Below are 24,637 nucleotides of genomic sequence, written 5' to 3' on the forward strand. Positions count from 1 at the left end.
GCGGCCGCCGTCAACCGGCTTGGCTGAGATTTGTTGAGGCCAGCGGGCTGGCGGACTGCAATCAGCGCTTGCGCCTTGCCTTACGCGGCCTCAAAACTGTCGAATGCAGTTCGCGGCTTACGTTTTCGACGCTTATGGCACGCTGTTCGACGTGCATGCGGCCGTGCGCCGTCACGCCGACCAGATCGGGCCGGACGGCCAGTTGCTGTCGGATATCTGGCGCGCCAAGCAGCTGGAATATTCCTGGGTCAGGACGCTGATGGGGGCCTATGCCGATTTCTGGCAGCTCACCGAGCAGGCCCTCGACTTCGCCCTGCGCAAGGTTCCATCCGCGGATGCCGGGCTGAGGGCGAAGCTGCTCGAGGCCTATTGGCGGCTGGACTGCTATCCGGAGGTACCGGCCGTGCTCAAGGCGCTCAAGGCATCGGGGGCAAGGCTGGCGATCCTGTCAAACGGTTCGCCTGAGATGTTGGAAGCGGCGGTCAAATCCGCCGCGCTCGACCAGGTCCTGGACGACGTCTTTTCCGTCGACAGCGTCAGGCGCTTCAAGACCGATCCGTCGGTCTACGACATGGTCACCACGGGCTGGCGCCTCTATCCGGGCGCCGTCTCTTTCCAGTCATCCAACCGCTGGGACGTCGCCGGCGCCACCAAGTTCGGCTTCAGGACGGTGTGGATCAACCGCGCCAATCAGCCAGAGGAATACCGGGATTTTCCACCGGCCCTGATCCTGCCGTCCCTCGATGGTCTGATCTCCGGGGTTTGACGGCCGGACATGTTGCCTCGACGCAACAGTACGGTCCAGTCACAGCTTTGCCTTTGTTTGTCCACCCTGCGGCCAGAATTGGAACCGCCTATCGCGCCGGGCATTGCTCGGCACCTGCGCAACAGGACGCATTTATGCTTTGTTGCGATTTGAGACTTAAAAAAGGCAATCATGTTCACACCCCAATCGTCCTCTCTTCGCCTGAGCCGTCGCGGTTTCCTCAACGCGGCCGCCTTTGGCGCCGCCTCGGTCGCGGTTTCCAGTTGCACCACGCTGTCGCAGCAGCCAGTCGAGCCACCGCCGCCGACCTATGTCGAGCCGGCGCTCGGCGACTACGTGACGATGTATGGGCCGATGTCGGATGGCGGCTTCGAGCTGCCGGCCATACCTGTCGACAAGATCGACCCGCAGTTCCTGCGCCAGATCGTTGACGATCCGACCGGGCAGCAGCCCGGCACCATCGTCGTCGACACGACCAACCACTTCCTCTACCTGGTGCGCCCCGGCGGCCAGGCGATCCGCTACGGCGTCGGCCTCGGCCGCGCCGGCTTCGAATGGTCGGGCGATGCGGTGGTCCAATGGAAGCAGAAATGGCCGAAATGGACGCCACCGGAGGACATGATAGCCCGCCAGCCCGAGCTCGCAAAATACAGCGCCGATAATGGCGGCATGCCCGGCGGGCTGGACAACCCGCTTGGCGCGCGTGCGCTTTACCTGTTCCAGGGTAACCAGGACACGCTGTACCGGTTGCACGGCTCGCCGGAATGGCGGTCGATCGGCAAGTCGGTGTCGTCGGGCTGCGTGCGCCTGATGAACCAGGACATTATCGATCTCTACGATCGTGTGCCGAACAAGACCCCGGTCGTGGTGACAGCCGATGTCGGCCAGCCGGTGGTGGCAACAGCAAACCGCAGAGCCATTCCGATCGACGCCGGCGTGCCGGAAGGATCGATCCTGCTCGGTCCGATAAAATCGATCACAAATTCGATCTTCTGAGCTGGTCGAAAGCGCGGGCGGGATCTTCCTCGCTCCCGCTGGTTTTGCTGCGCGTCGGCGTGCCTGTACCGGTGCCGGCCTTTAGGTCCGATGCTTACGCCGAGCAGCGGATTTTGCCGTGCTGTGGGCAGACGCCACCAGTGACAGCTCATGACCGCATAGCCGCCGTCCGCTGTCCTCCAGATCTGGATACTGGCGCTTGATTCCAGGACAGAATTGCCAACACCGATGCCCGCCTTCGGGTCCGATGCCCCTCACCTGCCCCTGGACAGGCTCCCCAGAATACCCCGCACGATCGCTCGTCCGACCGACGAGCCGACCGAGCGCACCACGGATTTGATCGCAGCCTCCGCCACCGTCTGGCGGTTGGAGGGCCGCGGCGCGCGGCGGCCGCCGGTCGGCTGGGGATCGTCGTTGCCAAAGCCGGGAATGGTCCAGCGCGAACGGCCTGCGTCCTGTTGCTGCGCCTGTGCCTCCTGGGCGTCCTTAGCCTTTTTCTGCAGGATCTCGAAGGCCGATTCGCGATCGACGGTCTGGTCGTACTGTCCCGCGACCGGGCTCTCATTGATCAGCTTGCGGCGCTCTTCGGGCGTGATCGGGCCAAGGCGCGACGATGGCGGGCGGATCAGCGTCCGCTGCACCATGGACGGCACGCCCTTGGCTTCCAGCGTCGAGACAAGCGCCTCGCCGGTGCCGAGCTGCGTGATCACGGTTGCGCAGTCGAAATCGGGATTGGGCCTGAACGTCTCGGCCGCCGTCTTGACGGCCTTCTGTTCGCGCGGCGTATAGGCACGAAGTGCGTGCTGCACGCGGTTGCCCAACTGGGCCAGCACGGTTTCAGGGATATCCAGCGGATTTTGCGTGACAAAATAAACGCCGACGCCCTTCGAACGGATCAGCCGGACCACCTGCTCGACGCGGTCGACCAGCACCTTCGGGGCGTCGTCGAACAGAAGGTGCGCCTCGTCGAAGAAGAAGACCAGCTTCGGCTTGTCCGGGTCGCCGACTTCCGGCAGTTCCTCGAACAGTTCCGACATCAGCCACAGAAGGAACGTCGCATAGAGCCGCGGATTCATCATCAGCTTGTCGGCGGCGAGCACGCTGATGGCGCCGCGTCCATCGCGCGTGGTGCGCATGATGTCGGCGATCCGCAATGCCGGCTCGCCGAAGAAATTGGCAGCGCCCTGCTGCTCCAGGACCAGCAGCGTGCGCTGGATGGCGCCGACCGAAGGTTTCGTCACATTGCCGTAGCGGGCGCCGATCTCTTCGGCGCGGTCGGCGATGTTGGCAAGCAGTGACTGCAGGTCCTTCAAGTCGAGCAGCAAAAGGCCTTCCTCGTCGGCGATGCGGAAGGCGATGTTCATGATGCCTTCCTGCGCCTCGGAAAGGTTCATCAGCCGCGACAGAAGCAGCGGCCCCATCTCCGAGATGGTGGCGCGGATCGGGTGGCCCTGCTCGCCGAACAGATCCCAGAAGATGACCGGGAATTCCTGGAATTCATAAGGATCGAGCTTGACCTGCTCGGCCCGCTTGACCAGGAAATCCTGCGCTGTGCCCATCATGGCGATACCCGACAGGTCGCCCTTGATGTCGGCGCAGAATACCGGCACGCCGGCATTGGAGAAACCCTCGGCCAAAATCTGCAGGGTCACCGTCTTGCCGGTGCCGGTCGCGCCGGTGACCAGGCCGTGACGATTGCCATACTGCAGCAAAAGCTGTTCGGGCCGCTGATAGCTGTCGTCCGGCTTGCGGCTGGCCCCTATGAAGATACTGGTATCGTCGGCCATGTGTCCGGTCTCCGCAAACCTATAGGATTGAATGCCCTGATCCCTTGAAGAAAAGGGAGCCCCGCCGCAGGTATAGTGAGGCCATTGCGCAGCGACAATGGGCACCGTCGAAAATGGCTTTTGGAGCTTGCGGAACCTGCCCATGTTTGGCAATCGGTTGACGGTCGGCATCACGGAAGGCGTGTTGCACGGCAAGTGTGCTGCATTGTGATATCGGGCCGGGGACCGTAGACTGACATAGTCGGCCGCCGCGGCCGCTAGAACGAGGAGAACCGATGGGCGCCGGTGCCTTGACCCAGGATGCCGAACTTCCAAACGTCGACCGGCAACGATGGCTGGCGCTGGCGGAGAAGGCGCTGGGCGGCGGGTCCTTCGAGGAAAAGCTCGTCTCGCATACGGACGACGCCATCCGCATCGAGCCGCTCTACGAGCGTTCGGTAACCGCCGAGCCTGTCGTGCGCGCCAACCCGGGATCACCGTGGATCGTCAGCCAGCGTATCGACGATCCGGATATAGGCCGCGCCAGTGCGCAGGCGCTGGAAGACGTCGCGCAGGGTGCTACCGGACTGTCGCTTGTCTTCGAAGGTGCGCCGAACGCCTTCGGCTACGGCTTGCCGAGGACGGCGGAGGCGCTGGAGGGCGTACTCGACGGCGTGCCGCTCAACCGCATCCAGATCCGCATCGACGCCCATCCCTGGAGCCGTGCCGTGGCCGACTGGCTGGTGGCGTTCTTGACCAAGCGCCGCTCCGACCCGGCAAAGCTCAACCTCTCCTTCGGCATCGATCCGGCGGCGATCTTTGCCGGGACCGGCAGGCTGCGCATGTCGATCGAGGCTTTACAGGCTTCGATGCCGCAATCGCTGGCGCATTTCTTTTCGATGGGTGTGCCCGGCGTGCTGCTGGAGGCCGACGGGCGGGTATTCCACAATGCCGGCGCCACCGAGGCGCAGGAGCTTGGCACCATGCTCGCCTCGGCCGTCTCCTATTTGAGGCTGTTCGAGAAGGCGCGCCAGCCGCTCGTCTACGCGGCGCCGCATATTGGTTTTGCGCTGAGCGTCGACCACGACCAATTCGTTTCGACGGCCAAGGTCAGGACGTTGCGCAGGCTGTGGGCGCGTGTCCAGGAGGCCTGCTCGATACCGCCCTCCACCGCCAGCATCCATGCCGAAACCTCCTTCCGGATGATGACGGCGGCCGACCCGGAAACCAACATCCTGCGCACCACCATCGCCGCTTTCGCGGCTGCCGTCGGCGGCGCGGATTCGATCGCCATCCTGCCGCACACGATCGCGCACGGCCTACCCGCGGGTTTTGCTCGCCGCGTTGCCCGCAACGCGCAACTGATCATGGCCAATGAAAGCCACATCGACCACGTCGCCGATCCGGTTTGCGGTTCGGGCGCCGTCGAAGCGCTGACTGCGGAGCTCTGCGCGGCGGCCTGGCAGGAGTTCCAGCAGATCGAGGCAGAAGGCGGCGTGCTGACCAGCCTTGAGCAAGGCCACATCCAGAGGCGCGTCCAGGCAGCTTCCGCCCGCCGCAACACAGCCTACCAGGCGGGCGAACGGGCGATCGTCGGCACGACGCTGCACCCGTCGAAGACCGAGCGTCCGGTCGAGACGCTGGCGGCGGAGCGGCGGCCTGCCTTCACCGAAGGCGTTGCGGTGTGCGAGCCGCTATTTCCGATCCGCATCGATCAGTCGATCGGAGCCGTGCCATGATCCCGGATTTCAGCCAGATCGGCTGGTCGCCGCCACGGCGGGTGCCGGTCGAGGTCAAAGGCCAGCGGGTGACGCCGGAAGGCATTGCCGTCAAGCATCTCTACAACCAGGGCGATCTCAAGGGCTTGCCACATCTCGATACCTATCCAGGCCTGCCGCCCTTCGTGCGCGGCCCCTATCCGACGATGTATGTCCAGCAACCCTGGACGATCCGGCAATATGCCGGCTTCTCGACTGCCGAAGAGTCCAATGCCTTCTACCGTCGCAACCTTGCCGCCGGCCAGAAGGGCCTGTCGGTCGCCTTCGATCTCGCCACGCATCGCGGCTACGACAGCGACCATCCGCGCGTCGCCGGCGATGTCGGCATGGCCGGCGTCGCCATCGATTCCATTCTCGACATGCGCCAGTTGTTCGACGGCATCCCGCTTAACGAGATGACGGTATCGATGACGATGAACGGCGCGGTGCTGCCGATCATGGCGCTCTATATTGTGGCGGCGGAGGAACAGGGCGTCGCGCAGAAGGATCTCACTGGGACCATTCAGAACGACATCCTGAAAGAGTTCATGGTGCGCAACACCTACATCTATCCGCCAAAACCTTCGATGCGGATCGTGTCGGACATTTTTTCCTACACGTCGAAGCACATGCCGAAGTTCAATTCGATCTCGATCTCCGGCTACCACATGCAGGAGGCAGGAGCGACGGCGGATCTCGAGCTCGCCTACACGATTGCAGACGGTATCGAATATGCCCGCGCCGGCGTCGCGGCCGGCCTCGACATCGACCGTTTCGCGCCGCGCCTTTCCTTCTTCTGGGCGATCGGCATGAATTTCTTCATGGAAGTCGCCAAGCTGAGAGCAGCGCGCCTTTTGTGGGCCAGCCTGATGCTGAAGAACTTTTCGCCGAAGGGCGAGCGCTCGCTGTCGCTGCGCACCCATTGCCAGACTTCGGGCTGGTCGCTGACGGCGCAGGATCCCTACAACAACATCATCCGCACCATGATCGAGGCGATGGCGGCGACTCAAGGGCATACGCAGTCGCTGCACACCAATTCCTTCGACGAGGCAATGGCGCTGCCGACCGACCATTCGGCCCGCATCGCCCGCAACGCACAGCTCATCCTGCAGAAGGAGTCCGGCACGACGCGCATTATCGACCCGTGGGGCGGCTCCGCCTATGTCGAACGGCTGACGCATGATCTGGCGGCGCGTGCGCTTGCGCATATCGAGGAGGTCGAGAGCCTCGGCGGCATGGCCGCGGCGATCGAAAAGGGCCTACCGAAGCTGCGCATTGAAGAGGCTGCCGCGCGCACCCAGGCGCGCATCGATTCAGGCGAACAGATCGTGGTCGGTGTCAATGCTCACCGTCCCGGCACGGACATCGAAGTCGACGTGCTGAAGATCGACAATGCCGAAGTCAGGGCGCGGCAATTGTCGAAGCTGCAGCGGCTGAAAGGCACGCGTGACGTCGCCGCCGTCGAGAGCGCGCTCGATGCGCTTACCCGTGCTGCCGGGAGTAACGCAAACCTGCTGGAATTCGCCATCCGGGCCGCACGCGCCAACGCCACGGTCGGCGAGATTTCGCTGGCGCTGGAAAAGGTTTTCGGCCGCCATGTCGCCTCGGTGCAGACGATCTCCGGCGTCTATCGCAACGCGCTCGGCCACAATCCGGTGGTCGACCGGCTGCAGGACAAGATCATCGCGTTCGAGGAGAAGTCCGGCGGCAAGCCGCGCATTCTGGTCGCCAAGATGGGGCAAGACGGCCATGATCGCGGCCAGAAAGTGATCGCCACCGCCTTTGCCGACCTAGGCTTCGACGTCACCGTCGGGCCGATGTTCCAGACGCCGGACGAGATCGCCAGGCTGGCGGTCGAGCATGACGTGCACATCGTCGGCGCCTCGTCGCTGGCTGCGGGCCATTTGACGCTTATTCCCGAACTCAAGCATGCGCTGAAGAAGCTCGGCCGCGACGACATGCTGATCGTCGCCGGCGGCGTCATCCCGCCGCAGGATTACGACGCAGTCCGGCAGGCAGGCGCCACTGAAATCTTCCCGCCCGGCACGGTTATCCCGGAAGCGGCGGAGCGGCTGATGGACCGGCTGCTGCAGGCCGGCTGACGCTTTGTTATAATGTCTGTTGCAACAAGAAACACGCTGAGTTATAATCAGCGTTGCAACAGGATGCCTCACCATGAACACGACCATTCGCAAGATCGGCAATTCCGAAGGCGTGATCCTGCCGAGGGAGCTTCTCGATCGTCTGAACCTGAAGGCCGGCGACCAGCTTCAAATCGTTGAAACAGGTGACGGTCTTGCGCTGAAGCCAGTGGACGACAGCTTCGAGCGGCAAATGAAAGCTGCCCGCGAGGTCATGGACAAATACAAGGTCGCGCTTCAGAAGCTCGCCGAATGAGCTGGGAGTTTCTAACGCGGCGTGCAGTCGAAGCCATGCACGCGGAGCAGTTGCGCCGACACGGCGGAGCACAAGGCTTGAGGGATGAAAATGCCCTCGAATCGGCGCTCGCTCGCGCCGAAAACAAGGCCAACTACGGAGACCCGTCGGTTGAGGAACTCGCAGCCGCCTATGTCTTCGGCATTGCCAGAAATCATGCCTTTGTCGACGGCAACAAACGCACGGCCATTGTCGCGTCCGGCGCATTTCTGATTGTGAATGGTTATGCCCTGTCGGCCAATGACGGCATGCTTTACGAATTCGTCATGGGCGTCGCCGCCGGCGAAATCGACGAGGCCGGCGCCGCAGCGTTCTTCCGCGATCATGTCGTCAAGCTCGAAGACTAACTGTCGGAGAGCTTGACGATCTCCCATTCCTTGCCGTTGACCACGGCAACTTCGCCGACCTTCTTGCCGAACAGCGCCATCGCCATCGGCGACATATGGGAAATTGTCCCTTTGCCCGGATTGGCTTCGTCCTCGCCGACGATCTTCCAGTGCACCTTCTTGCCGTCGTCGCTTTCCAGGGTGACACCCATGCCGAAACGAACCAGGTCGCTCCCCGGTTCGGGCACCGAAAGCTCGGCGCTTTCACGCCGCGCCGTCCAATAGCGGAGATCACGCGACACCAGCGCGATGCGCTCGCGGTCGGCCCTCTTCTCGGCTCTGCCCAGTTCGTCGCGCAGAGCGGCCACCTCGGCATCGATCAGCGCCATGCCGCGTTCCGTGACCAGATTGCGGTGATGGCTGATCGGCCGCTCGCCGATGCCGGCGATGGCGTTTTCGCTGTCTTCCTCGCGGGTGAAGGCCCTGCTCATCTGACGAACTTAGGCTTGGAATGGCGACTCCACAAGCCATTGCTGATGAAGAGGCTAATGGTGAAGATCTGGGGTTCAGTACCCGAGATTAGACAGCTGCTTGGGGTGTAAAGCTGGCCATGCGAATGCCTCAACTTGGCGCACTATCGCGCTTCGAGGGCCGCAAGGCTAAGGTCCGGTTGCGCAACTAGGTAGCGGAGCCCCTTGGTTCCGACGTCGCCTTGCTCAACGATATTGAAGCCGTGCCGGCCGAGATCCGCTGCAACTTTGTCCAAATCGACGTAACCATGCCGGTGGAGCTGAAAGGTGCTCTTCTGGCGCGGCGGTTTCGCAAAATCGACGATAAGCACACGACCGCCCGGCCTCAGGACGCGGAAGGCCTCTCTGCCGAATTCCTCGCGGCCCTTCTTTGGAAGATGGTGGAACATCAGCGTGCTGAGGACGACATCAAATTCCCCATCCTTGAAAGGCAGTTCCTGAGCGGTGGCGGTCGAGAACCCGACTTGTAGCCCGGCTCGCCGGGCCTTTGCCGTCGCGCGCGCAACCATTTCGGCGGAGGCGTCGACGCCGTGCACGCGCCCCTCCGGCGCCACTTTTGTCTGGCAAGGAGCGCGGTGGTGCCGGTGCCGCACCCGACATCCAGGACCACTTCTCCCGGCTTCAGCTCCGCAAAGCTTAATATCCTTTCGCGAAAAGCACGTTCGCGACCGAAGGTCAGAAGCCACGCCAGCATATCGTACAGGGCGGCGGAATGAAGCGTGATGCCGACATGCAGCGCCTTCTCCTCGCCGGCGGCCGGTCTGCGGTCCTTTCCGGACAGCCGCCCGTGAGCGCTTTGCCATATCAATAAGCTCGCGACTACGACGAGTGCACCAGCATGAAGCAGGAGGACGGGAACTCCCAAGGAAAAGACCGCATTTGCCTGTCCCAACGAGAAAAATGCCGCGAGCACCACGGCCACTTTGACGAGCGCGACTAACGCATGCCCTCCGACTATTGTTCCGAAAAGACGTTGGTGCATTGCTTTATCTCCGGCCAGCCGGGCATCGCGCTGGGCCTTCCGCAAGAGCATAGGATACTGGACAGTGTGTCCAGTATCAGTTTTACTGGCCACATCGCACCGACGCGCCCAATACTGGACGATTTGGTGTCCTTTGGCCGGAAAAGGATGTTGCCGATGCCAGCCGGACCGATCGACCGTCGGGTCGCCAGGACCCGCAGCCGACTGCAGCAGGCGCTTTTCAGACTGACCGCCGAGAAGGGATATACGGCGATCACGGTCGAGGATATCTGCAGGGAAGCCGATGTCGGCCGCTCGACTTTCTACACACACTATCCCGACAAGGACCGCTTGAGGAAAGCAACGATCGACGACCATCTGAAGACCTTGCAGGCGCACGGTGCCGAACGCTATTCGCAGCGAAACGCCAAGGGCTTTTCCTTCAGCGGTCCGGTGTTCGAGCATGCTCTTGCCACGCGGGAGATGCACCGTGCGCTGATGGGCGGGAAAAAGCGCGAAATGCCAGAAGAGATCCGCGGCTGGATAAGCAGGCAGGTTCGCCATGAGTTGGCGAATATCCAAGGTGATCAAGGCGGGGCCAGACTTGAGATCGCCACACGCTTCATCGTTGGCGCGTTCTTTGAAGTGATGCACTGGTGGCTTGAGAGGGATACGAAGCTGTCCCCCGCGGAGATCGACCAGACATTCCTGCAACTTGCCTTCAACGGGGTAAATGCGGTGATCGCTGAGCCAACGAGGATCGAATAGGGGCCAAGCGTCAGATTTTCACCACGAGTTCGACCGGGCTAGTCTGGCACGAATCCTGCGGCGTGAGCGTTGGACGCAAGGATCTGTGCCGATGTTGAACAGACGAACGCTGCTTGCGCAGACCGCCGGCTTTGCCGTCATGGGGATTTCGCTCGGCAAAGCAGCGGCGAAAAACCTGGCCGGCATCGAGAAAGCCGCGATGCGCGGGGCGATCAACGCGACCGAGCTCGGCGTCCGGCCCGGCGCGCTTGACGACCAGAGCAAGGCTTTCGCCAAGCTGCTGCGCGACGCGCACGACCGCGACATGCCGGTGTTCCTGCCGCCGGGGATCTATATCGTTTCCAACCTGTCGCTGCCCGGCCGGGTGCGCCTGTCCGGCGTGCCGGGCGCATCGCGGATCGTCTATGGTGGCAATGGCCATCTCATTATGGCCGAACGGGCCGAGCATATCGAACTCAGCGGGCTGGTGTTCGACGGCAGCAACCGCTGGATGGGCGACTACACGCAAGGCCTGCTCGATCTGCGCCGCATCGCCCATCTGGTCGTCGACAACTGCCAGATGACCGGCAGCGGCAAGAACAGTCTGGCGCTCGAACATGCCTCGGGCCGCATCGAGCGCTCGGAGATATCCGGTGCGGCCGATGCCGGCATCTATTCGGTCGAGGCCGATGGCCTGGAAATATCAGGCAATAGCGTCTCCGACTGCGCCAATGGCGGCATTCTCGTGCACCGCTGGCAGGCAGCGGAAGACGGCACCATCGTCAGCGGCAACCGGATCGAGCGCATCCAGGCGCGCAGCGGCGGAACCGGCCAGAACGGCAACGGCATCAATGCGTTCCGCGCCGGCAATGTCATCATCTCCGGCAATATTGTCTCGGATTGCGCGTTCTCGGCGATCCGCGCCAACAGTTCCAGCAATTTGCAGATCACCGGCAACACCTGCTCGCGTTCGGGCGAGACGGCCGTGTATTCCGAATTCTCGTTCGAAGGCGCCGTCATCGGAAACAACATCGTCGATGGTGCTGCGAACGGTATTTCGATCGTCAACTTCAACGAAGGCGGCCGCATGGGCGTGTGCTCCGGCAACATCGTCCGCAATCTGTCGACCAGCGGTCCCTACCCTGCGGACGCGCCCGGCTTCGGCGTCGGCATCAGCGTCGAGGCCGACACCACCGTTTCCGGCAATGTCGTCGAGAATGCGCCGCTCTACGGCATGCAGATCGGCTGGGGACCGTTCATGCGCAATGTGGTCGCCACGGGAAACATCGTCCGCAAGGCGGGGACCGGCATCGTCGTGACCGTGGTCGAAGGTGCCGGAACGGCAATCATCTCCGACAATGTCATCGACCGAGTCCAGAACGGCGCGATCGTCGGCCAACGCTGGGCCGAGCGAGTGACCGGTGACCTCGCCGCATCAGGCAATGCCGGCTACGCGCATTTGACCGTCGAGCGCAACCACGTCAGTTGAGGGTGGCCGTCGGCCGGAGCGCGCCGACCTTGGCGCCGATCCGGCTTTCGATAGGCGGATTTGCCTGTTCGGTCAGTTTCGCTGCGAGCGCCTGGTCGGCTTGCAAAAGCTTAGCCAGCACGGCTGCGACCATCACTTCAGCGGCGCGGCCGGCGCCATCGTCGCACTTCAGCGCGATGCCAAGGCCAAGCTCCGGAACGGCTGCACAAAAAACACCTTCGGCGCCTCCCTTGACGAAAATCCGGCCCGGCGCGGCCTCCATCATCGCGACGTCGGACCTGCCCGTGCCGGCGACGAAAAACGGCTCGGCCATGCAGGCGGAAAGCAGCCGCTTCGCCGCCCGGGCGCGCACCGGCTCGAAGCCGGCACCTGTCGCCATGCGGGCAAAGCCAAGGGCAAAGCTGCGCAGCGGCACGGCATAGGTCGGAATCGAGCAGCCGTCGGTGCCGCGGTGATCGGCGTCATGGGCAGCACCGGTCACCGCCTGCATCGCTTCGCGCACCATCTCCTGCGAGGCATGGCCAGCCTCGACGTAACCACGATGGGCGATGCCGCTGTGAACGCAGGTGCATAGGAAGCCTGAGTGCTTGCCGGAACAATTATTGTGCAAGGTGTTCGGCGCACGGCCGGCGCGGGCAAGCGCCAGCGTCGCCCCGTGGCTCGACGGCCAATGCGCGCCGCATTCGAGTGCCGTCTCGTCGAGGCCGGCTTTCGCCAGCATGGCGCGTGCCAGCTCGACATGCGGCGGCTCGCCGGAATGGGAGGCGCAGGCCAGCGCCAGCTCCCGGTCACCGAAGCCGTAGGCATCGGCAGCGCCGCTCTCGACCAGCGGCAGCGCCTGGATCGCCTTGACCGCCGAACGCGGGAACACCGGCTGTGCCGTGTCGCCGATCTCCCAGACCGGCTTGCCGTCGGCGTCGAAGACGGCAACAGCGCCGCGATGGGCGCTCTCGACGAGAGCGCCGCGCAAGACCTCGACCAGAACCGGATTTGTCATGTCACCTCCCGCAAATGCGGGCGGGTTTATCTGATCCGGTCGAGAATGGAAACGTAGTTGGCGACCGCGGCACCACCCATGTTGAAGATGCCGCCGAGCTTTGCTCCCGGCACCTGGATGCCGCCCGCCTCACCGACGAGTTGCATCGCGCCCAGCACATGCATCGATACGCCGGTGGCACCGATCGGGTGGCCCTTGGCCTTCAGCCCGCCAGACGGATTGACCGGCAGCCTTCCATCTTTCGCCGTCTCGCCATCCAGGGCCAGCTTGGCGCCCTCGCCCGGCCTGGCCAGGCCCATCGCCTCATACTCGATCAGTTCGGCGATGGTGAAACAGTCATGCGTCTCGACGAAGGACAGGTCGCCGAGCGTCACGCCCGCCTGCTTCAGCGCCTGGTTCCAGGCCTGCTCGCAGCCTTCGAAGGCGAGAATGTCGCGCTTCGACATCGGCAGAAAATCCTGCACATGCTCATTGGCGCGGAAGGCGACGGCGCGGCGCATCTTCAGCGCCGTGGCCGTGTCGGCAAGGACAAGCGCGGCGGCACCGTCCGACACCAGCGAGCAGTCTGTGCGCTTCAGCGGACCGGCGACGAAGGGGTTTTTTTCGCTTTCCTGCCGGCAGAACTCGTAGCCGAAATCCTTGCGCATCTGCGCGTAGGGATTGTCGACGCCGTTCTTGTGGTTCTTGGCGGCGATCATCGCCAGCGCATCCGACTGGTCGCCGTAGCGCTGGAAATAGGCTTGGGCGATCTTGCCGAAGACGCCAGCGAAGCCTGCCGGCGTGTCACCGTCCTCCGGCAGATACGAGGCCTTGAGCAGGTTCTTGCCGATCTCGGGACCGGGCGTCGTCGTCATCTGCTCGGCGCCGACCACCAGCACGATACGGGCGGCATTGGCGTCGATGGCGCGGATGCCTTGCCTGACCGCCGCCGAGCCGGTGGCGCAGGCGTTCTCGACGCGGGTCGCCGGCTTGAAGCGCAGCCGGTCGTCGGCCTGGAGGACCAGGCTCGCGGTGAAATCCTGGGCGGAAAACCCGGCGTTGAAGTGGCCGAGCACGATCTCGTCGACGTCATCCGGACCGATGCCGGCATGATCGAGCGCCTCGACTGCCACCTTGGTGATCAGGCTCTCCAGCGTCTCGCCTTCGAGCTTGCCGAAGCGCGAATGCGCCCAGCCGACGATGCATGCTGTCATGGCAACCTCCATCCTGCGGGCCGGGCAACGTATGTCGCGGCCCGCCTCAGCATTGTTCAAGCATGAACCGTTCCGCCGGCTTCGTGAAGGGGCCAGAACCGCACAATCGCTTGATCTTGATCATCTGGTCATAGTGCCTGGCTTTTGCCAGCAAATCAGGCTGGATTTTTGTTGATTGATGCGTCAATAAAAAATAATCTTGTCCCAACAGGCCGGAGCAGGAATGCCGAAACTCGGAATGGAGCCGTTGCGCCGCAGGGCGCTCATCGACGCAACGATCTCGGCGATCGGCGAGCGCGGTTCGCTTGATGTGACGATGTCGGAAATCGCCGGGCGCGCCGGCGTGTCCTCGGCGCTTGCCCACCATTATTTCGGCGTCAAGGACGAATTGCTGTTGGCGACGATGCGGCACATCCTCAGCGAACTCACCGCCGATACGCGCCGCGCACTTCGCGCGGCCGGCACGGCGCGCCAGCGCGTCTCGGCGGTGGTCGCGGTCAATTTCTCCGACATCCAGTTCCAGCCCGAAACGATCGCCGCCTGGCTCGCCTTCTATGTCGAGGCGCAGAAATCGGCAGCACTCCGCCGGCTGCTCAAGGTCTATGCGCGCCGGCTGCATTCCAATCTGCTCAGCGGGCTGGCCGGCATCCTGCCGAGAAGCGAGGCCGATCGGGTCGCCGAAGCGACCGCGGCGCTGATCGACGGGCTCTATATCAGGCGCGCGCTGAAGGACGGTGTTCCCGATGCCGCGACCGCGATTGCACTGGTCGAGGACTATCTCGAAACGAAGCTCAGCGGACGGCAGAAGCAGTGACATCCAAGCGACCCAACATCCTGATCGTCATGGTCGATCAGCTCAACGGAACGCTGTTTCCGGATGGGCCGGCGGACTTCCTGCACGCGCCGCATCTGAAGGCGCTCGCCGCGCGTTCGGCGCGTTTTTGCAACAATTACACGGCCTCGCCGCTCTGCGCGCCGGGCCGCGCCGCATTCATGAGCGGCCAGTTGCCGTCACGCACCGGGGTCTATGACAACGCCGCCGAATTCGCGTCTTCGATCCCGACCTTTGCCCATCATCTGCGCGCCGCAGGTTATCACACCTGCCTCTCCGGCAAGATGCATTTCGTCGGGCCGGACCAGTTGCACGGTTTCGAGGAGCGGCTGACCACCGACATCTATCCGGCCGATTTCGGCTGGACACCCGACTATCGCAAACCCGGCGAGCGCATCGACTGGTGGTATCACAATCTCGGCTCCGTCAGCGGCGCCGGTACCGCCGAGATCACCAACCAGCTGGAATATGACGACGAGGTCGCCTTCCATGCGGTGCAGAAGCTCTACGATTTTGCCCGCGTCTCCGACGATGCCGCACATCGGCCCTGGTGCTTGACGGTTTCCTTCACCCATCCGCACGATCCCTACGTCGCACGGCGGCGCTACTGGGACCTCTACCAGGATTGCCCGGCGCTCGAGCCCGAGGTCGGCTTCATTCCTTACGACAGGCAGGACCCTCATTCGCAGCGGCTCTACCGCGCCAGCGACTATGACAGGTTCGACATCACCGCTGAGCAGATACGCCGCGCACGGCGCGGCTATTTCGCCAACATCTCCTATCTCGACGACAAGGTCGGCGAATTGCTGTCGGTACTCGAGCGCACGCGAATGCTCGACGATACGATCATCCTGTTCTGCTCGGATCACGGCGACATGCTCGGCGAGCGCGGCCTGTGGTTCAAGATGTGCTTTTTCGAAGGTTCGGCGCGGGTGCCGCTGATGATCGCCGGCAAGGGCGTACACGCCGGGCTGATCGAGACGCCGGTTTCCAACCTCGACGTGACGCCGACGCTTTGCGATCTCGCCGGCATCGACATCAGCGCGATTGCGCCGTGGACCGACGGCCAGTCGCTGCTGCCGTTGCTGAACGGAAAGAAACGCTCCGCGCCGGTGCTGATGGAATATGCCGCCGAAGGCTCCAACGCGCCGATGGTGGCGATGCGCGAGGGCCGCTACAAATTCATCCATTGCGAGATCGATCCGCCGCAACTGTTTGATCTTGAATCGGATCCGCGGGAATTGACCAATCTCGCCGCCGATCCGGCCAATGCGGCTTTGGTGGCCGCTTTCACCGACAAGGTGCGGGCGCGTTGGGACATGGCGGCGTTCGATGCCGCGGTGCGTGCCAGCCAGGCACGCCGCTGGGTGGTCTACCCGGCGCTGCGCAACGGCACCCATTATCCCTGGGAATTCCAGCCGCTGCAGAAGGCATCGGAGCGCTACATGCGCAACCATATGAACCTCGACCTGCTCGAAGAGCAGAAGCGCTTTCCGCGAGGCAAATGATGGCAGACCGTCTCGTCCCCTCGCTCGACCATCTCAGGCAGGCCTATGCCGTCACCTCCAAGGCAACGCAGGTCACGCCGCTGCTGGAATCGGCGGCACTCGCCCGCGAGACCGGCGCTGCCCGCGTCTTCGTTAAGGCCGAATCGCTGCAATGGGCCGGATCGTTCAAGGTGCGCGGCGCCTACTGGCGGCTGAAGAAGCTCTCGCCTGACGAAACCAAAAAGGGCGTCGTCGCCTACTCCTCCGGCAATTTTGCGCAAGGGCTGGCGGCGGCAGGCGAAGCGCTTGGCATTCCCGTCACCATCGTCATGCCGATCGACGCGCCGGCCGCCAAGCGCGACGCCACATCGGGCTACGGCGCGCGCGTGGTGCTGACTGACCATGGCGAGCGCGCGCGTGAGGAAGTCGCCGCCGCCAAGGCGCGCGAGATCGCCTCGAGCGAAGGCCTGGCGCTGCTGCACCCGTTCGACGATCCGGAGATCGTCGCCGGCCAGGCCGGTGCCGGGCTGGAGGCACTCGACCAGCTCGCCGCCAGGCAAGCGGAGGCCGATCTCTTGTTCTGCTCAGTCGGCGGCGGCGGCCTGATCGGGGGCGTTTCGCTGGCCTTCCATTACCTGTCGCCCGCCACGGAGATCATCGGCGTCGAGCCCGAAGGTTTTGACGGCATGGGCTCGTCGCTGGCGCATGGCGCCATCGAAACCATGCCGATCGGGCCGAAATCGATCTGCGACGGGCTGATGTCGCGGCGGCCGGGCGACGCGCCGTTCGCAGCGGTGAAGGCGGCCGGCGTTCGCGGCGTCACCGTCGACGATGCCTCGGTGCGGCGCGCCATGCGCATCGCCTTCGAGCGGCTGAAGCTGGTGCTCGAACCATCCGGCGCTGCTTCGCTGGCGGCGTTGCTCGGCGGTAAGGTCGACGCGACCGGCAAGACCGTTCTCGTAGTGGCAACCGGCGGCAACGTCTCGCTGGCCGATTTCATTGCGCATATGAACCACGGGCGCGCATGAACCATGCTTGAAGCGGATTTCGTCATTATCGGCTCCGGCTCGGCCGGCTCGGCCATGGCCTACCGGCTGTCGGAGGAGGGCAAGCATTCGGTCATCGTCATCGAATATGGCGGCAGCGATATTGGGCCGCTGATCCAGATGCCGTCGGCGCTGTCGATCCCGCTCAATATGAGCCTCTACGACTGGGGCTTTGCCAGCGAGCCCGAGCCGCACCTCGGTGGCCGCGTGCTGGCGACGCCGCGTGGCAAGGTCATCGGCGGCTCGTCCTCGATCAACGGCATGGTCTATGTGCGCGGCCATGCCCGCGACTTCGACCACTGGGCCGAACAGGGCGCGGCCGGCTGGGGGTTTGCCGACGTGCTCCCCTATTTCAAGCGCATGGAGGACAGCGCAGGCGGCGAGGATGGCTGGCGCGGCCATGGCGGCCCGCTGACTGTGCAGCGCGGCTCGAGGACGAACCCACTCTATGGCGCCTTCGTCGAGGCAGGCCGTCAGGCCGGCTTCGAGCTGACCGACGACTATAATGGCGCGAAGCAGGAGGGCTTTGGGCCGATGGAGCAGACCATCCGCGGCGGCCGTCGCTGGTCGGCGGCGAGCGCCTATCTGAGGCCGGCGCTGAGGCGGAAAAATGTCATCCTGGTCAAGGGTTTCGCCCGGCGGGTGATCATCGAGAATCAACGCGCCACCGGCGTCGAGATCGAAGCGCGCAAACGGATTCAGGTAGTCAGAGCGCGGCGCGAGGTGATCGTTGCCGCGTCCTCGATCAACTCGCCCAAGATCCTGATGCTGTCCGGCATCGGCCCCGGCCAGCACCTTAGGGAGAACGGCATTCCCGTGATCGCCGACCGGCCGGGCGTCGGCCGCAATCTGCAGGATCATATGGAGCTCTACATCCAGCAGGAATCGACAAAGCCGATCACGCTGAACTCGGTGCTGAATCCGTTTTCGAAGGCGATGATCGGGGCACAATGGCTGTTCTTCAAATCCGGCCTCGGCGCTACCAACCATTTCGAGGCAGCCGCCTTCGTGCGCTCGCGCGCTGGCGTCGATTATCCCGATATCCAGTATCACTTCATCCCGGCCGCGGTCCGCTATGACGGCAAAGCGGCGGCCAAGGCGCATGGTTTCCAGGCGCATGTCGGGCCGATGCGGTCGAAGTCGCGCGGTTCGGTCACGCTGCGCTCGCCCGATCCCAAATCGAAGCCGGTGATCCGCTTCAACTACATGTCGCATCCGGACGACTGGAAGGAGTTCCGCCACTGCATCCGGCTGACCCGCGAGATCTTCGGGCAAGCGGCCTTCGATCCGTACCGCGGCAAGGAACTGTCGCCGGGCTCGCATGTGCAGTCCGACGACGACCTCAACGCCTTCATTCGCGACCACGCCGAAAGCGCCTACCACCCTTGCGGCACCTGCAAGATGGGCCGTGCCGATGATGCGATGAGCGTGGTCGATCCGGAATGCCGCGTCATTGGCGTTGAAGGGCTGCGGGTCGCCGATTCCTCGATCTTCCCGCGCGTCACCAACGGCAATCTCAACGCGCCGTCGATCATGACTGGCGAGAAGGCCGCCGACCACATTCTCGGGCGCACGCCGCTGCCACCTTCCAACCAGGAACCATGGATCAATCCGCGCTGGCAGGTGTCGGACAGATAGGCCATGATCCGGCGGACGCATATTCCGCATGCCGCGACAAGACGATTTGGAGAACAGTCATGCGCGCCCAGCCAACGGCATCGCATTATGTCAACGGCCGCTATATCGACGACGAGCGCGGCGCAGCGCTGCCGGTCATCTATCCGGCAACCGGAGAGACCATCGCCATGCTGCGCTCGGCGACGCCGAACGTGCTGGAGCTCGCGATCGAGGCGGCGCGTGCGGCACAACCCGCCTGGGCGCGGCTGAAGCCGGTCGAACGCGGCCGCATCCTGCGCCGTGCCGCCGACATTTTGCGCGCGCGCAATGCCGATCTGGCGCGCATCGAGACGCTGGATACCGGCAAGCCTATCCAGGAGACGCTGGTTGCTGACGCCCCGTCGGCGGCCGACTGCCTGGAATATTTCGGCGGCGCCGTTGCCGCCTTTAATGGCGAGGCTGTCGATCTCGGCGGACCCTTTGCCTATACCAGGCGCGAGGCGCTTGGCGTCTGCGTCGGCATCGGCGCCTGGAACTACCCGATCCAGATCGCCGGCTGGAAATCCGCACCGGCCCTCGCCATGGGCAATGCGATGGTGTTCAAGCCCTCGGAGAACACCCCGCTCTCAGCACTGGCGCTCGCCGAAATCTACACCGAGGCCGGCCTGCCGGACGGGCTGTTCAATGTCGTGCAGGGTTTTGGCGATGTCGGCGCCGGCCTTGTCGGCCACGATGTCGTCGCCAAGGTCTCGGTGACCGGCTCGGTGCCGACCGGCCGCAAGGTGCTGTCGCTCGCCGGCTCGAAGATGAAGCACGCGACGATGGAGCTCGGCGGCAAGTCGCCGCTGATCGTCTTCGAAGACGCCAACCTCGAAAATGCCATCGGCGGCGCGATGCTCGGCAATTTCTATTCGACCGGCCAGATCTGCTCCAACGGCACGCGGGTCTTCGTGCAGAGCGGCATCCATGACTGTTTCGTCGAGAGGCTGACCGAACGGACGAAGAAAATCCGCATCGGCGATCCGCTCGATCCGGACACGCAGATGGGGCCGCTGGTCTCGAGGGCGCAGCACGACAAGGTGGTCTCTTACATCGAGGCCGGCAAGCAGGATGGCGCGGTGCTCGCCTGCGGCGGCAATGTGCCTTCGCTGCAGGGTTTCCAGGGTGGCTTCTTCGTCGAGCCGACGGTGTTCACCGGTGTCACCGACATGATGCGCATAGCGCGCGAGGAGATTTTCGGGCCGGTGATGAGCGTGCTGAAGTTCGACAGCGAGGACGAGGTGATCGAGCGCGCCAACGATACCGAATTCGGCCTCGCCGCCGGCGTGTTCACCCGCGACCTGGCGCGCGCCCATCGTGTCATCGCCGAACTGCAGGCCGGCACCTGCTGGATCAACGCCTACAATCTGACGCCGGTCGAAATCCCCTTCGGCGGCTTCAAGCAGTCCGGCATCGGCCGCGAGAACTCGCTCGCGGCGCTAGCACTCTATTCGCAGCTGAAGTCGGTCTATGTCGAGACCGGGGATGTCGCCAGCCCGTACTGATCCTTGCGGGCCGTGCCGTCGAGATACTGGGTCAGCGCGCAGACGAGATGATAGAAGATGCTGGCCGGCACCTCGTTTGCCAGCGAGCGGCCACGCTCGTCGATGCGGTCGATCCACAGGCCGAGCGGTGCCGGATTGATGTGCCAGCGGAACAGCCGGCCGACCCGCGCCTCGATTTCCGGCTTCAGGTCGGGACCCCCCGAACCGTCCAGCGCGATCGCCGCCTTGATCGCTTCGGCCTGCGGCCAGCTGCGCGAGACGCGGTCGAGCGGCAGTCCTTGCCGCGAGACGGCGCCGTAGGCGAGGCCCGTGGCGCGGTTCAGGCCATTGGCGATCGCCGACGCGTAGAGCTTCCTGGCGAGGCCGGTCAAGTCGCTCTGGCGGCTGCGACCGGCGAAGTCGACCAGCAGCGAGGCCCATTCGAAATGATGGCCCGGTTCGGTCCAGGTGCCCTTCTCGCCAGGGGCCGGCCGCCATTCATGGTCGAAATACTCGCCAAGGGTCCAGCTTTCCGGGTCGAAGAAATGGCTGCGGAACAGATCGACGATGCGCGCGGCGCGGCGGAGATGAGCGCGCTCGCCGGTCGCCTGATGCCAGGCCAGGAACGCCTCGAGCAGATGCATGTGCGGGTTGGAGCGGCGCTCGCCCTCGCCGCTCGAGGTCTCGCGGAAGCCGGTCAGGCGTTCGTCCTCGAGATGCGCGTCGATGAACGCAAAGGTCTCCTCGCCAAGCCGCAACGCATCGGGATTGCCGCACATATGGGCATGCGCCAGCGCCAGGAGCACGCAGGAATGATCGTAAGCATCCTCGGCGCCGTCGGCGACGGTGCCGTCGATGTTGAGGGTGCGTACCCAGCCGCCATTGTCGGTACGTCCGTGCCTGGCCATGAATTCGAGGCCGTGGCTGATCAGCCGATCGGCCGGGCCGTTCCAGCCGCGCGCCTTGGCGACGGCGAAGGCGTAGATCTGCCTGGCCTGCGTGCGCATGCGTTTGGGTTTCATCAGCGGGGCGGCATCGAAGCCGAGCGCTTCGTGGAAACCGCCATGGCGCTCATCGACGCCGACCGTCGACCACAACGGCACCGTCTCCTCGAACAGCCAATGGTGCACGCGGCGCTGCCAGGCGCCGCTTTCGATGACGCGATCGTCGGCGGGCGTGAACCTGGTCTCAAGGCGACCGCTCTTTTCGAGCTGCTCGACTATTTTTTTGACATTCTGGCTGTGGCTCACCGGCGCGACGAAAGTGGCGTCGGCGGTCGACACGATGGCGACGTCCTTCAGGCCAATGGCCGACAGGAGGCGACCATCGCTGCGGATATAGGAGTTCTCGCAATCGATGGCGACAACATCGCCGACGATGACATTGCCCTGTCTGTCGGAGGGGCCGACGTCGAGCAGCGATTGCCAGGAGCCGAGATCGTTCCAGCGAAAGCCCGCCGGCACCATGGCGATGCCGCTGGCGCGCTCCATGATCGCATAGTCGATCGATGTCGATGGGATGGCGGCATAGAGCTCCAGAGGCATGTAGAGGCCCGAAAGGTCTGATGTCGCCGCCTGATAGGCAGCCTCGGTGGCGCTCCAGATGTCGGGCTGGAAAGCCATGAATGCGTCGCGCATGGCGCTGGCGCGAAACAGGAAGATGCCTGTGTTCCAATAGAAGTTACCGGCCTCGAGATAGCTCTGCGCCGTGGCGAGATCGGGTTTTTCGACGAAACGCGAGACGTCGCAGATGCCGTCCCGCTCGCCGGCCACCTCGATGTAGCCGTAGCCGGTCTCGGGTTGCGCGGGCTTGATGCCGAAAACCACCAGCCTGCCCTCGCGCGCCGCCGCGGTACCGGCTTCGACGCTCCGCCAGAATTGCTGCGCCGTCGCGATCTCATGGTCGGACGGCACCACGAGCACCAGGCTGTCGCCGAATTCCGACCAGGTGCGCAGGCTTGCCAGGGCAACGGCCGCGGCAGTGTTGCGGCCGGTCGGCTCGAACAGCGGGCCGCCGCCGGAAAGCTCGTGACCGGCAATATCGGCATGAACGCGGTCGGCGTGCCTTTCCGAGGCAATCAGGAAGACCGGCGTTTCGCCCTCCGGCCGCGCGGTCAGCCGACGCAGCGTCTTGGCCAGCATCGAGCCGTCGCCGGAGAAATCATGGAACTGCTTGGGATTATCCTCGCGCGACAGCGGCCACAGCCGCGAGCCGACGCCGCCACTCATCACAAAACTGACGATCCGTTCGGTCATGAAAACGAGCCCCGCTCAAAAGGTCTGGTTGTAGGCGCCGACTTCGGGGCTGCGGCGCAGCACCGCATCGACGGCTTCGAACATCTGCCGGCGCCGCTCGGATGATACCGGGCTCTCCACCACCACCACAAGCTCCGGCTTGTTCGAGGATGCCCGCACCAGGCCCCAGGTGCCGTCCTCCGCCACGACCCTTACGCCGTTGACGGTGATCAGTTCGGCGATCTTCTGGCCGGCGAAGACCGCGCCGTCGTTCTTCATCTTGCGAAAATCGCCTACGACGCGCTCGACGACGCCGTATTTGAGCTCGTCGGCGCAGTGTGGCGACATGGTCGGCGTGCCGAAGGTCAGCGGCAGATCGCGATAGAGGTCGGCCATGCTGCTTTGCGGGCTGCGATCCAGCATCTGGCAGATGGCGATGGCCGTTACCAGGCCATCGTCATAACCGCGGCCGATCGGCGGATTGAAGAAGAAATGGCCCGATTTCTCGAAACCGGCGGCGGCGCCGAGTTCGGCGACGCGCCGTTTGATATAGGAGTGACCGGTTTTCCAATAGTCGGTGACCGCCCCATTTTCCCGCAACACCTTGTCAGTCATGAACAATCCGGTCGACTTGACGTCGACGACGAAAGTCGAGCCGGGATAAAGGTGCGAAATGTCGCGCGCCAGCATGACACCGACCTTGTCGGCGAAGATCTCGTTGCCTTCATTGTCGACCACGCCGCAGCGATCGCCGTCGCCGTCGAAACCGAGCCCAACATCGGCGCCCGTTTCCAGCACCTTGTCGCGAATGGCGTGCAGCATCTGCATGTCTTCGGGGTTTGGATTGTAATTGGGAAATGTATGATCGAGCTCGACGTCGAGTGGGATCACGTCGCAGCCGATCCTTTCCAGTGCCTCGGGAGCGAAAGCCCCAGCGGTGCCGTTGCCGCAAGCGGCCACCACCTTGAGCTTCCTGGAGATACGCTTTCCCGCTGTCAGATCGTCAAGGTAGGTTTTGCGGAAGTCCGCAACGAAGTCATAGGAGCCGCCACCGACAAGATCGAAATCGCCGGACAGCGCGATCGCCTTCAACGCACTCATCTCCTCCGGACCAAAAGTCAGCGGGCGCGCCGCGCCCATCTTGACGCCGGTCCAGCCATTCTCGTTGTGCGAGGCAGTGACCATGGCGACGGACGGGGTGTCGAGCGCGAACTGGGCGAAATAAGCCATCGGCGACAGGGCCAGCCCGACATCCTTGACCCGTGCGCCGGCTGCCATCAGCCCGGAAACCAGCGCCAGCTTTATGGCAAGCGAATAGGAGCGGAAATCGTGACCGGTGACGATGTCGGGCCCGGCACCCAGGCGACGGATCAGCGTGCCGAGCCCCATGCCGAGCGCCTGGACGCCGATCAGATTGAGTTCCGGCGTTTCGTTCGAGCCGGGATGGCCGAACCACCAGCGCGCATCATATTCGCGAAACCCGGACGGCTTGATCAGTGCCGAGGTTTCAAACTCAAAAGTGTTTGGTCTGACATCGCTAACGATCTTCATCGACAAGGCTGCAAACTCCAGGCTGCTGAATCAGGTGCTTCGAGGCAAGGCGACGGTTACCCAGAAGCCCTTTAAGCCGTGTTTGTGCGACAGGAAACTGAAACCTGTATGACGTGGCGGCGAAAGCGAAAGAAATGCGACAGAAGCGTCTCCATTGGCGCTTGCAGTAACCAAACGCGGCGGCTATAAGCCCGCGGTCTGGTCACGGAGTGTAGCGCAGCCTGGTAGCGCACATCGTTCGGGACGATGGGGTCGCAGGTTCAAATCCTGCCACTCCGACCAGAAAAAACAGGTACGGCCCGGAGACATGGGTAACAGAATGTACCTAAGACATGGGTGACAACCTCGTGCCGAACGGGTTGTCGATGGTCTGCAAGGTTCTC

At 63.8% G+C, this 24,637-nt stretch carries 20 protein-coding genes and 1 tRNA gene; 14 read left to right on the top strand and 7 right to left on the bottom strand.

Translation table 11 applies throughout. The annotated features are described in order from the left end of the window. Positions 1-103 precede the first annotated feature (103 nt). Positions 104-766 carry a haloacid dehalogenase type II gene (locus tag NKJ17_RS22915; RefSeq protein WP_352690040.1) on the top strand — a complete coding sequence of 221 codons (663 nt, stop codon included), beginning with the start codon at positions 104-106 and terminating at the stop codon, positions 764-766. A 171-nt stretch (positions 767-937) separates the two neighbouring features. Beyond that, positions 938-1,762 (top strand): L,D-transpeptidase, encoded by an 825-nt coding sequence (locus NKJ17_RS22920; protein ID WP_352507471.1) that lies wholly within the window; start codon positions 938-940, stop codon positions 1,760-1,762. 254 nt (positions 1,763-2,016) lie between these two features. Here NKJ17_RS22920 and NKJ17_RS22925 read toward each other — a convergent pair whose 3' ends face one another. Continuing rightward, a complete protein-coding gene (locus NKJ17_RS22925) occupies positions 2,017-3,549 on the bottom strand; it encodes a helicase HerA-like C-terminal domain-containing protein (RefSeq protein WP_352507470.1) in 1,533 nt (510 codons plus the stop codon). A gap of 275 nt (positions 3,550-3,824) precedes the next feature. On the opposite strand from NKJ17_RS22925, the gene NKJ17_RS22930 reads away from it, so the two are divergent. From NKJ17_RS22930 to NKJ17_RS22945, 4 genes are all read left to right on the top strand, one after another. Further along, a complete protein-coding gene (locus NKJ17_RS22930; protein WP_352690043.1) occupies positions 3,825-5,267 on the top strand; it encodes a methylmalonyl-CoA mutase subunit beta in 1,443 nt (480 codons plus the stop codon). Next, a complete protein-coding gene (scpA, locus tag NKJ17_RS22935) occupies positions 5,264-7,387 on the top strand; it encodes a methylmalonyl-CoA mutase (RefSeq protein ID WP_352690045.1) in 2,124 nt (707 codons plus the stop codon). The genes NKJ17_RS22930 and scpA overlap by 4 nt, the downstream gene beginning before the upstream one ends. Positions 7,388-7,460: 73 nt before the next feature. Continuing rightward, on the top strand, positions 7,461-7,682 hold the full coding sequence (locus tag NKJ17_RS22940; protein ID WP_095496758.1) for an AbrB/MazE/SpoVT family DNA-binding domain-containing protein: 222 nt from the start codon (positions 7,461-7,463) through the stop codon (positions 7,680-7,682). Next, entirely contained in the window at positions 7,679-8,068 is a 390-nt protein-coding gene (locus tag NKJ17_RS22945) for a type II toxin-antitoxin system death-on-curing family toxin (RefSeq protein WP_352690047.1), read from the top strand. The genes NKJ17_RS22940 and NKJ17_RS22945 overlap by 4 nt, the downstream gene beginning before the upstream one ends. Here NKJ17_RS22945 and NKJ17_RS22950 read toward each other — a convergent pair. Next, entirely contained in the window at positions 8,065-8,538 is a 474-nt protein-coding gene (locus NKJ17_RS22950) for a GreA/GreB family elongation factor (protein WP_352507466.1), read from the bottom strand. The two genes, NKJ17_RS22945 and NKJ17_RS22950, sit on opposite strands and share 4 nt — an antisense overlap. 143 nt (positions 8,539-8,681) lie before the next feature. Next, positions 8,682-9,380: a class I SAM-dependent methyltransferase gene (locus NKJ17_RS22955; protein WP_352690049.1), complete on the bottom strand. Its 699-nt coding sequence runs from the start codon at positions 9,378-9,380 to the stop codon at positions 8,682-8,684. A gap of 140 nt (positions 9,381-9,520) precedes the next feature. On the opposite strand from NKJ17_RS22955, the gene NKJ17_RS22960 reads away from it, so the two are divergent. Beyond that, the gene (locus tag NKJ17_RS22960; protein ID WP_352507465.1) at positions 9,521-10,306 is read left to right on the top strand and encodes a TetR/AcrR family transcriptional regulator; all 786 of its coding nucleotides are present in this window, start codon (positions 9,521-9,523) and stop codon (positions 10,304-10,306) included. A 91-nt stretch (positions 10,307-10,397) separates the two neighbouring features. After that, positions 10,398-11,774 carry a TIGR03808 family TAT-translocated repetitive protein gene (locus tag NKJ17_RS22965; RefSeq protein ID WP_352507464.1) on the top strand — a complete coding sequence of 459 codons (1,377 nt, stop codon included), beginning with the start codon at positions 10,398-10,400 and terminating at the stop codon, positions 11,772-11,774. On the opposite strand, the gene NKJ17_RS22970 is transcribed toward NKJ17_RS22965, so the two are convergent. Beyond that, a complete protein-coding gene (locus NKJ17_RS22970) occupies positions 11,767-12,771 on the bottom strand; it encodes an asparaginase (RefSeq protein WP_352507463.1) in 1,005 nt (334 codons plus the stop codon). The genes NKJ17_RS22965 and NKJ17_RS22970 overlap by 8 nt on opposite strands. Positions 12,772-12,797: 26 nt before the next feature. Then, complete coding sequence (locus NKJ17_RS22975) at positions 12,798-13,964, bottom strand: acetyl-CoA acetyltransferase (RefSeq protein WP_352507462.1); 1,167 nt, start codon at positions 13,962-13,964, stop codon at positions 12,798-12,800. Between the two features lie 223 nt (positions 13,965-14,187). Between NKJ17_RS22975 and betI the strand changes: the two genes are divergently transcribed. The 5 genes from betI to betB are packed head-to-tail and all read left to right on the top strand — an operon-like array spanning position 14,188 to position 20,490. Beyond that, positions 14,188-14,778 (top strand): transcriptional regulator BetI, encoded by a 591-nt coding sequence (betI, locus tag NKJ17_RS22980; protein ID WP_352454288.1) that lies wholly within the window; start codon positions 14,188-14,190, stop codon positions 14,776-14,778. Then, a complete protein-coding gene (betC, locus tag NKJ17_RS22985) occupies positions 14,775-16,304 on the top strand; it encodes a choline-sulfatase (RefSeq protein WP_352507460.1) in 1,530 nt (509 codons plus the stop codon). Before betI ends, betC begins: the two co-directional genes overlap by 4 nt. After that, positions 16,304-17,311, top strand: coding sequence for a threonine/serine dehydratase family protein (locus NKJ17_RS22990; protein WP_502900894.1), 1,008 nt, complete (start codon positions 16,304-16,306; stop codon positions 17,309-17,311). The genes betC and NKJ17_RS22990 overlap by 1 nt, the downstream gene beginning before the upstream one ends. 3 nt (positions 17,312-17,314) lie before the next feature. Then, entirely contained in the window at positions 17,315-18,967 is a 1,653-nt protein-coding gene (gene betA / locus NKJ17_RS22995; protein ID WP_352507458.1) for a choline dehydrogenase, read from the top strand. A gap of 59 nt (positions 18,968-19,026) precedes the next feature. Next, complete coding sequence (gene betB / locus NKJ17_RS23000; RefSeq protein WP_352507457.1) at positions 19,027-20,490, top strand: betaine-aldehyde dehydrogenase; 1,464 nt, start codon at positions 19,027-19,029, stop codon at positions 20,488-20,490. Here betB and NKJ17_RS23005 read toward each other — a convergent pair. Both NKJ17_RS23005 and NKJ17_RS23010 read right to left on the bottom strand, forming a co-directional pair. Beyond that, entirely contained in the window at positions 20,454-22,724 is a 2,271-nt protein-coding gene (locus NKJ17_RS23005) for an AGE family epimerase/isomerase (protein ID WP_352690053.1), read from the bottom strand. The genes betB and NKJ17_RS23005 overlap by 37 nt on opposite strands. A 15-nt stretch (positions 22,725-22,739) precedes the next feature. Next, positions 22,740-24,254, bottom strand: coding sequence for a phosphomannomutase/phosphoglucomutase (locus NKJ17_RS23010; RefSeq protein WP_502896120.1), 1,515 nt, complete (start codon positions 24,252-24,254; stop codon positions 22,740-22,742). Positions 24,255-24,459: 205 nt separating this feature from the next. Between NKJ17_RS23010 and NKJ17_RS23015 the strand changes: the two genes are divergently transcribed. Further along, positions 24,460-24,536: transfer RNA gene (locus NKJ17_RS23015), tRNA-Pro, on the top strand. Positions 24,537-24,637: the final 101 nt, after the last annotated feature.

Source organism: Mesorhizobium sp. M0208, from assembly GCF_040322015.1.
Lineage (GTDB): Bacteria > Pseudomonadota > Alphaproteobacteria > Rhizobiales > Rhizobiaceae > Mesorhizobium.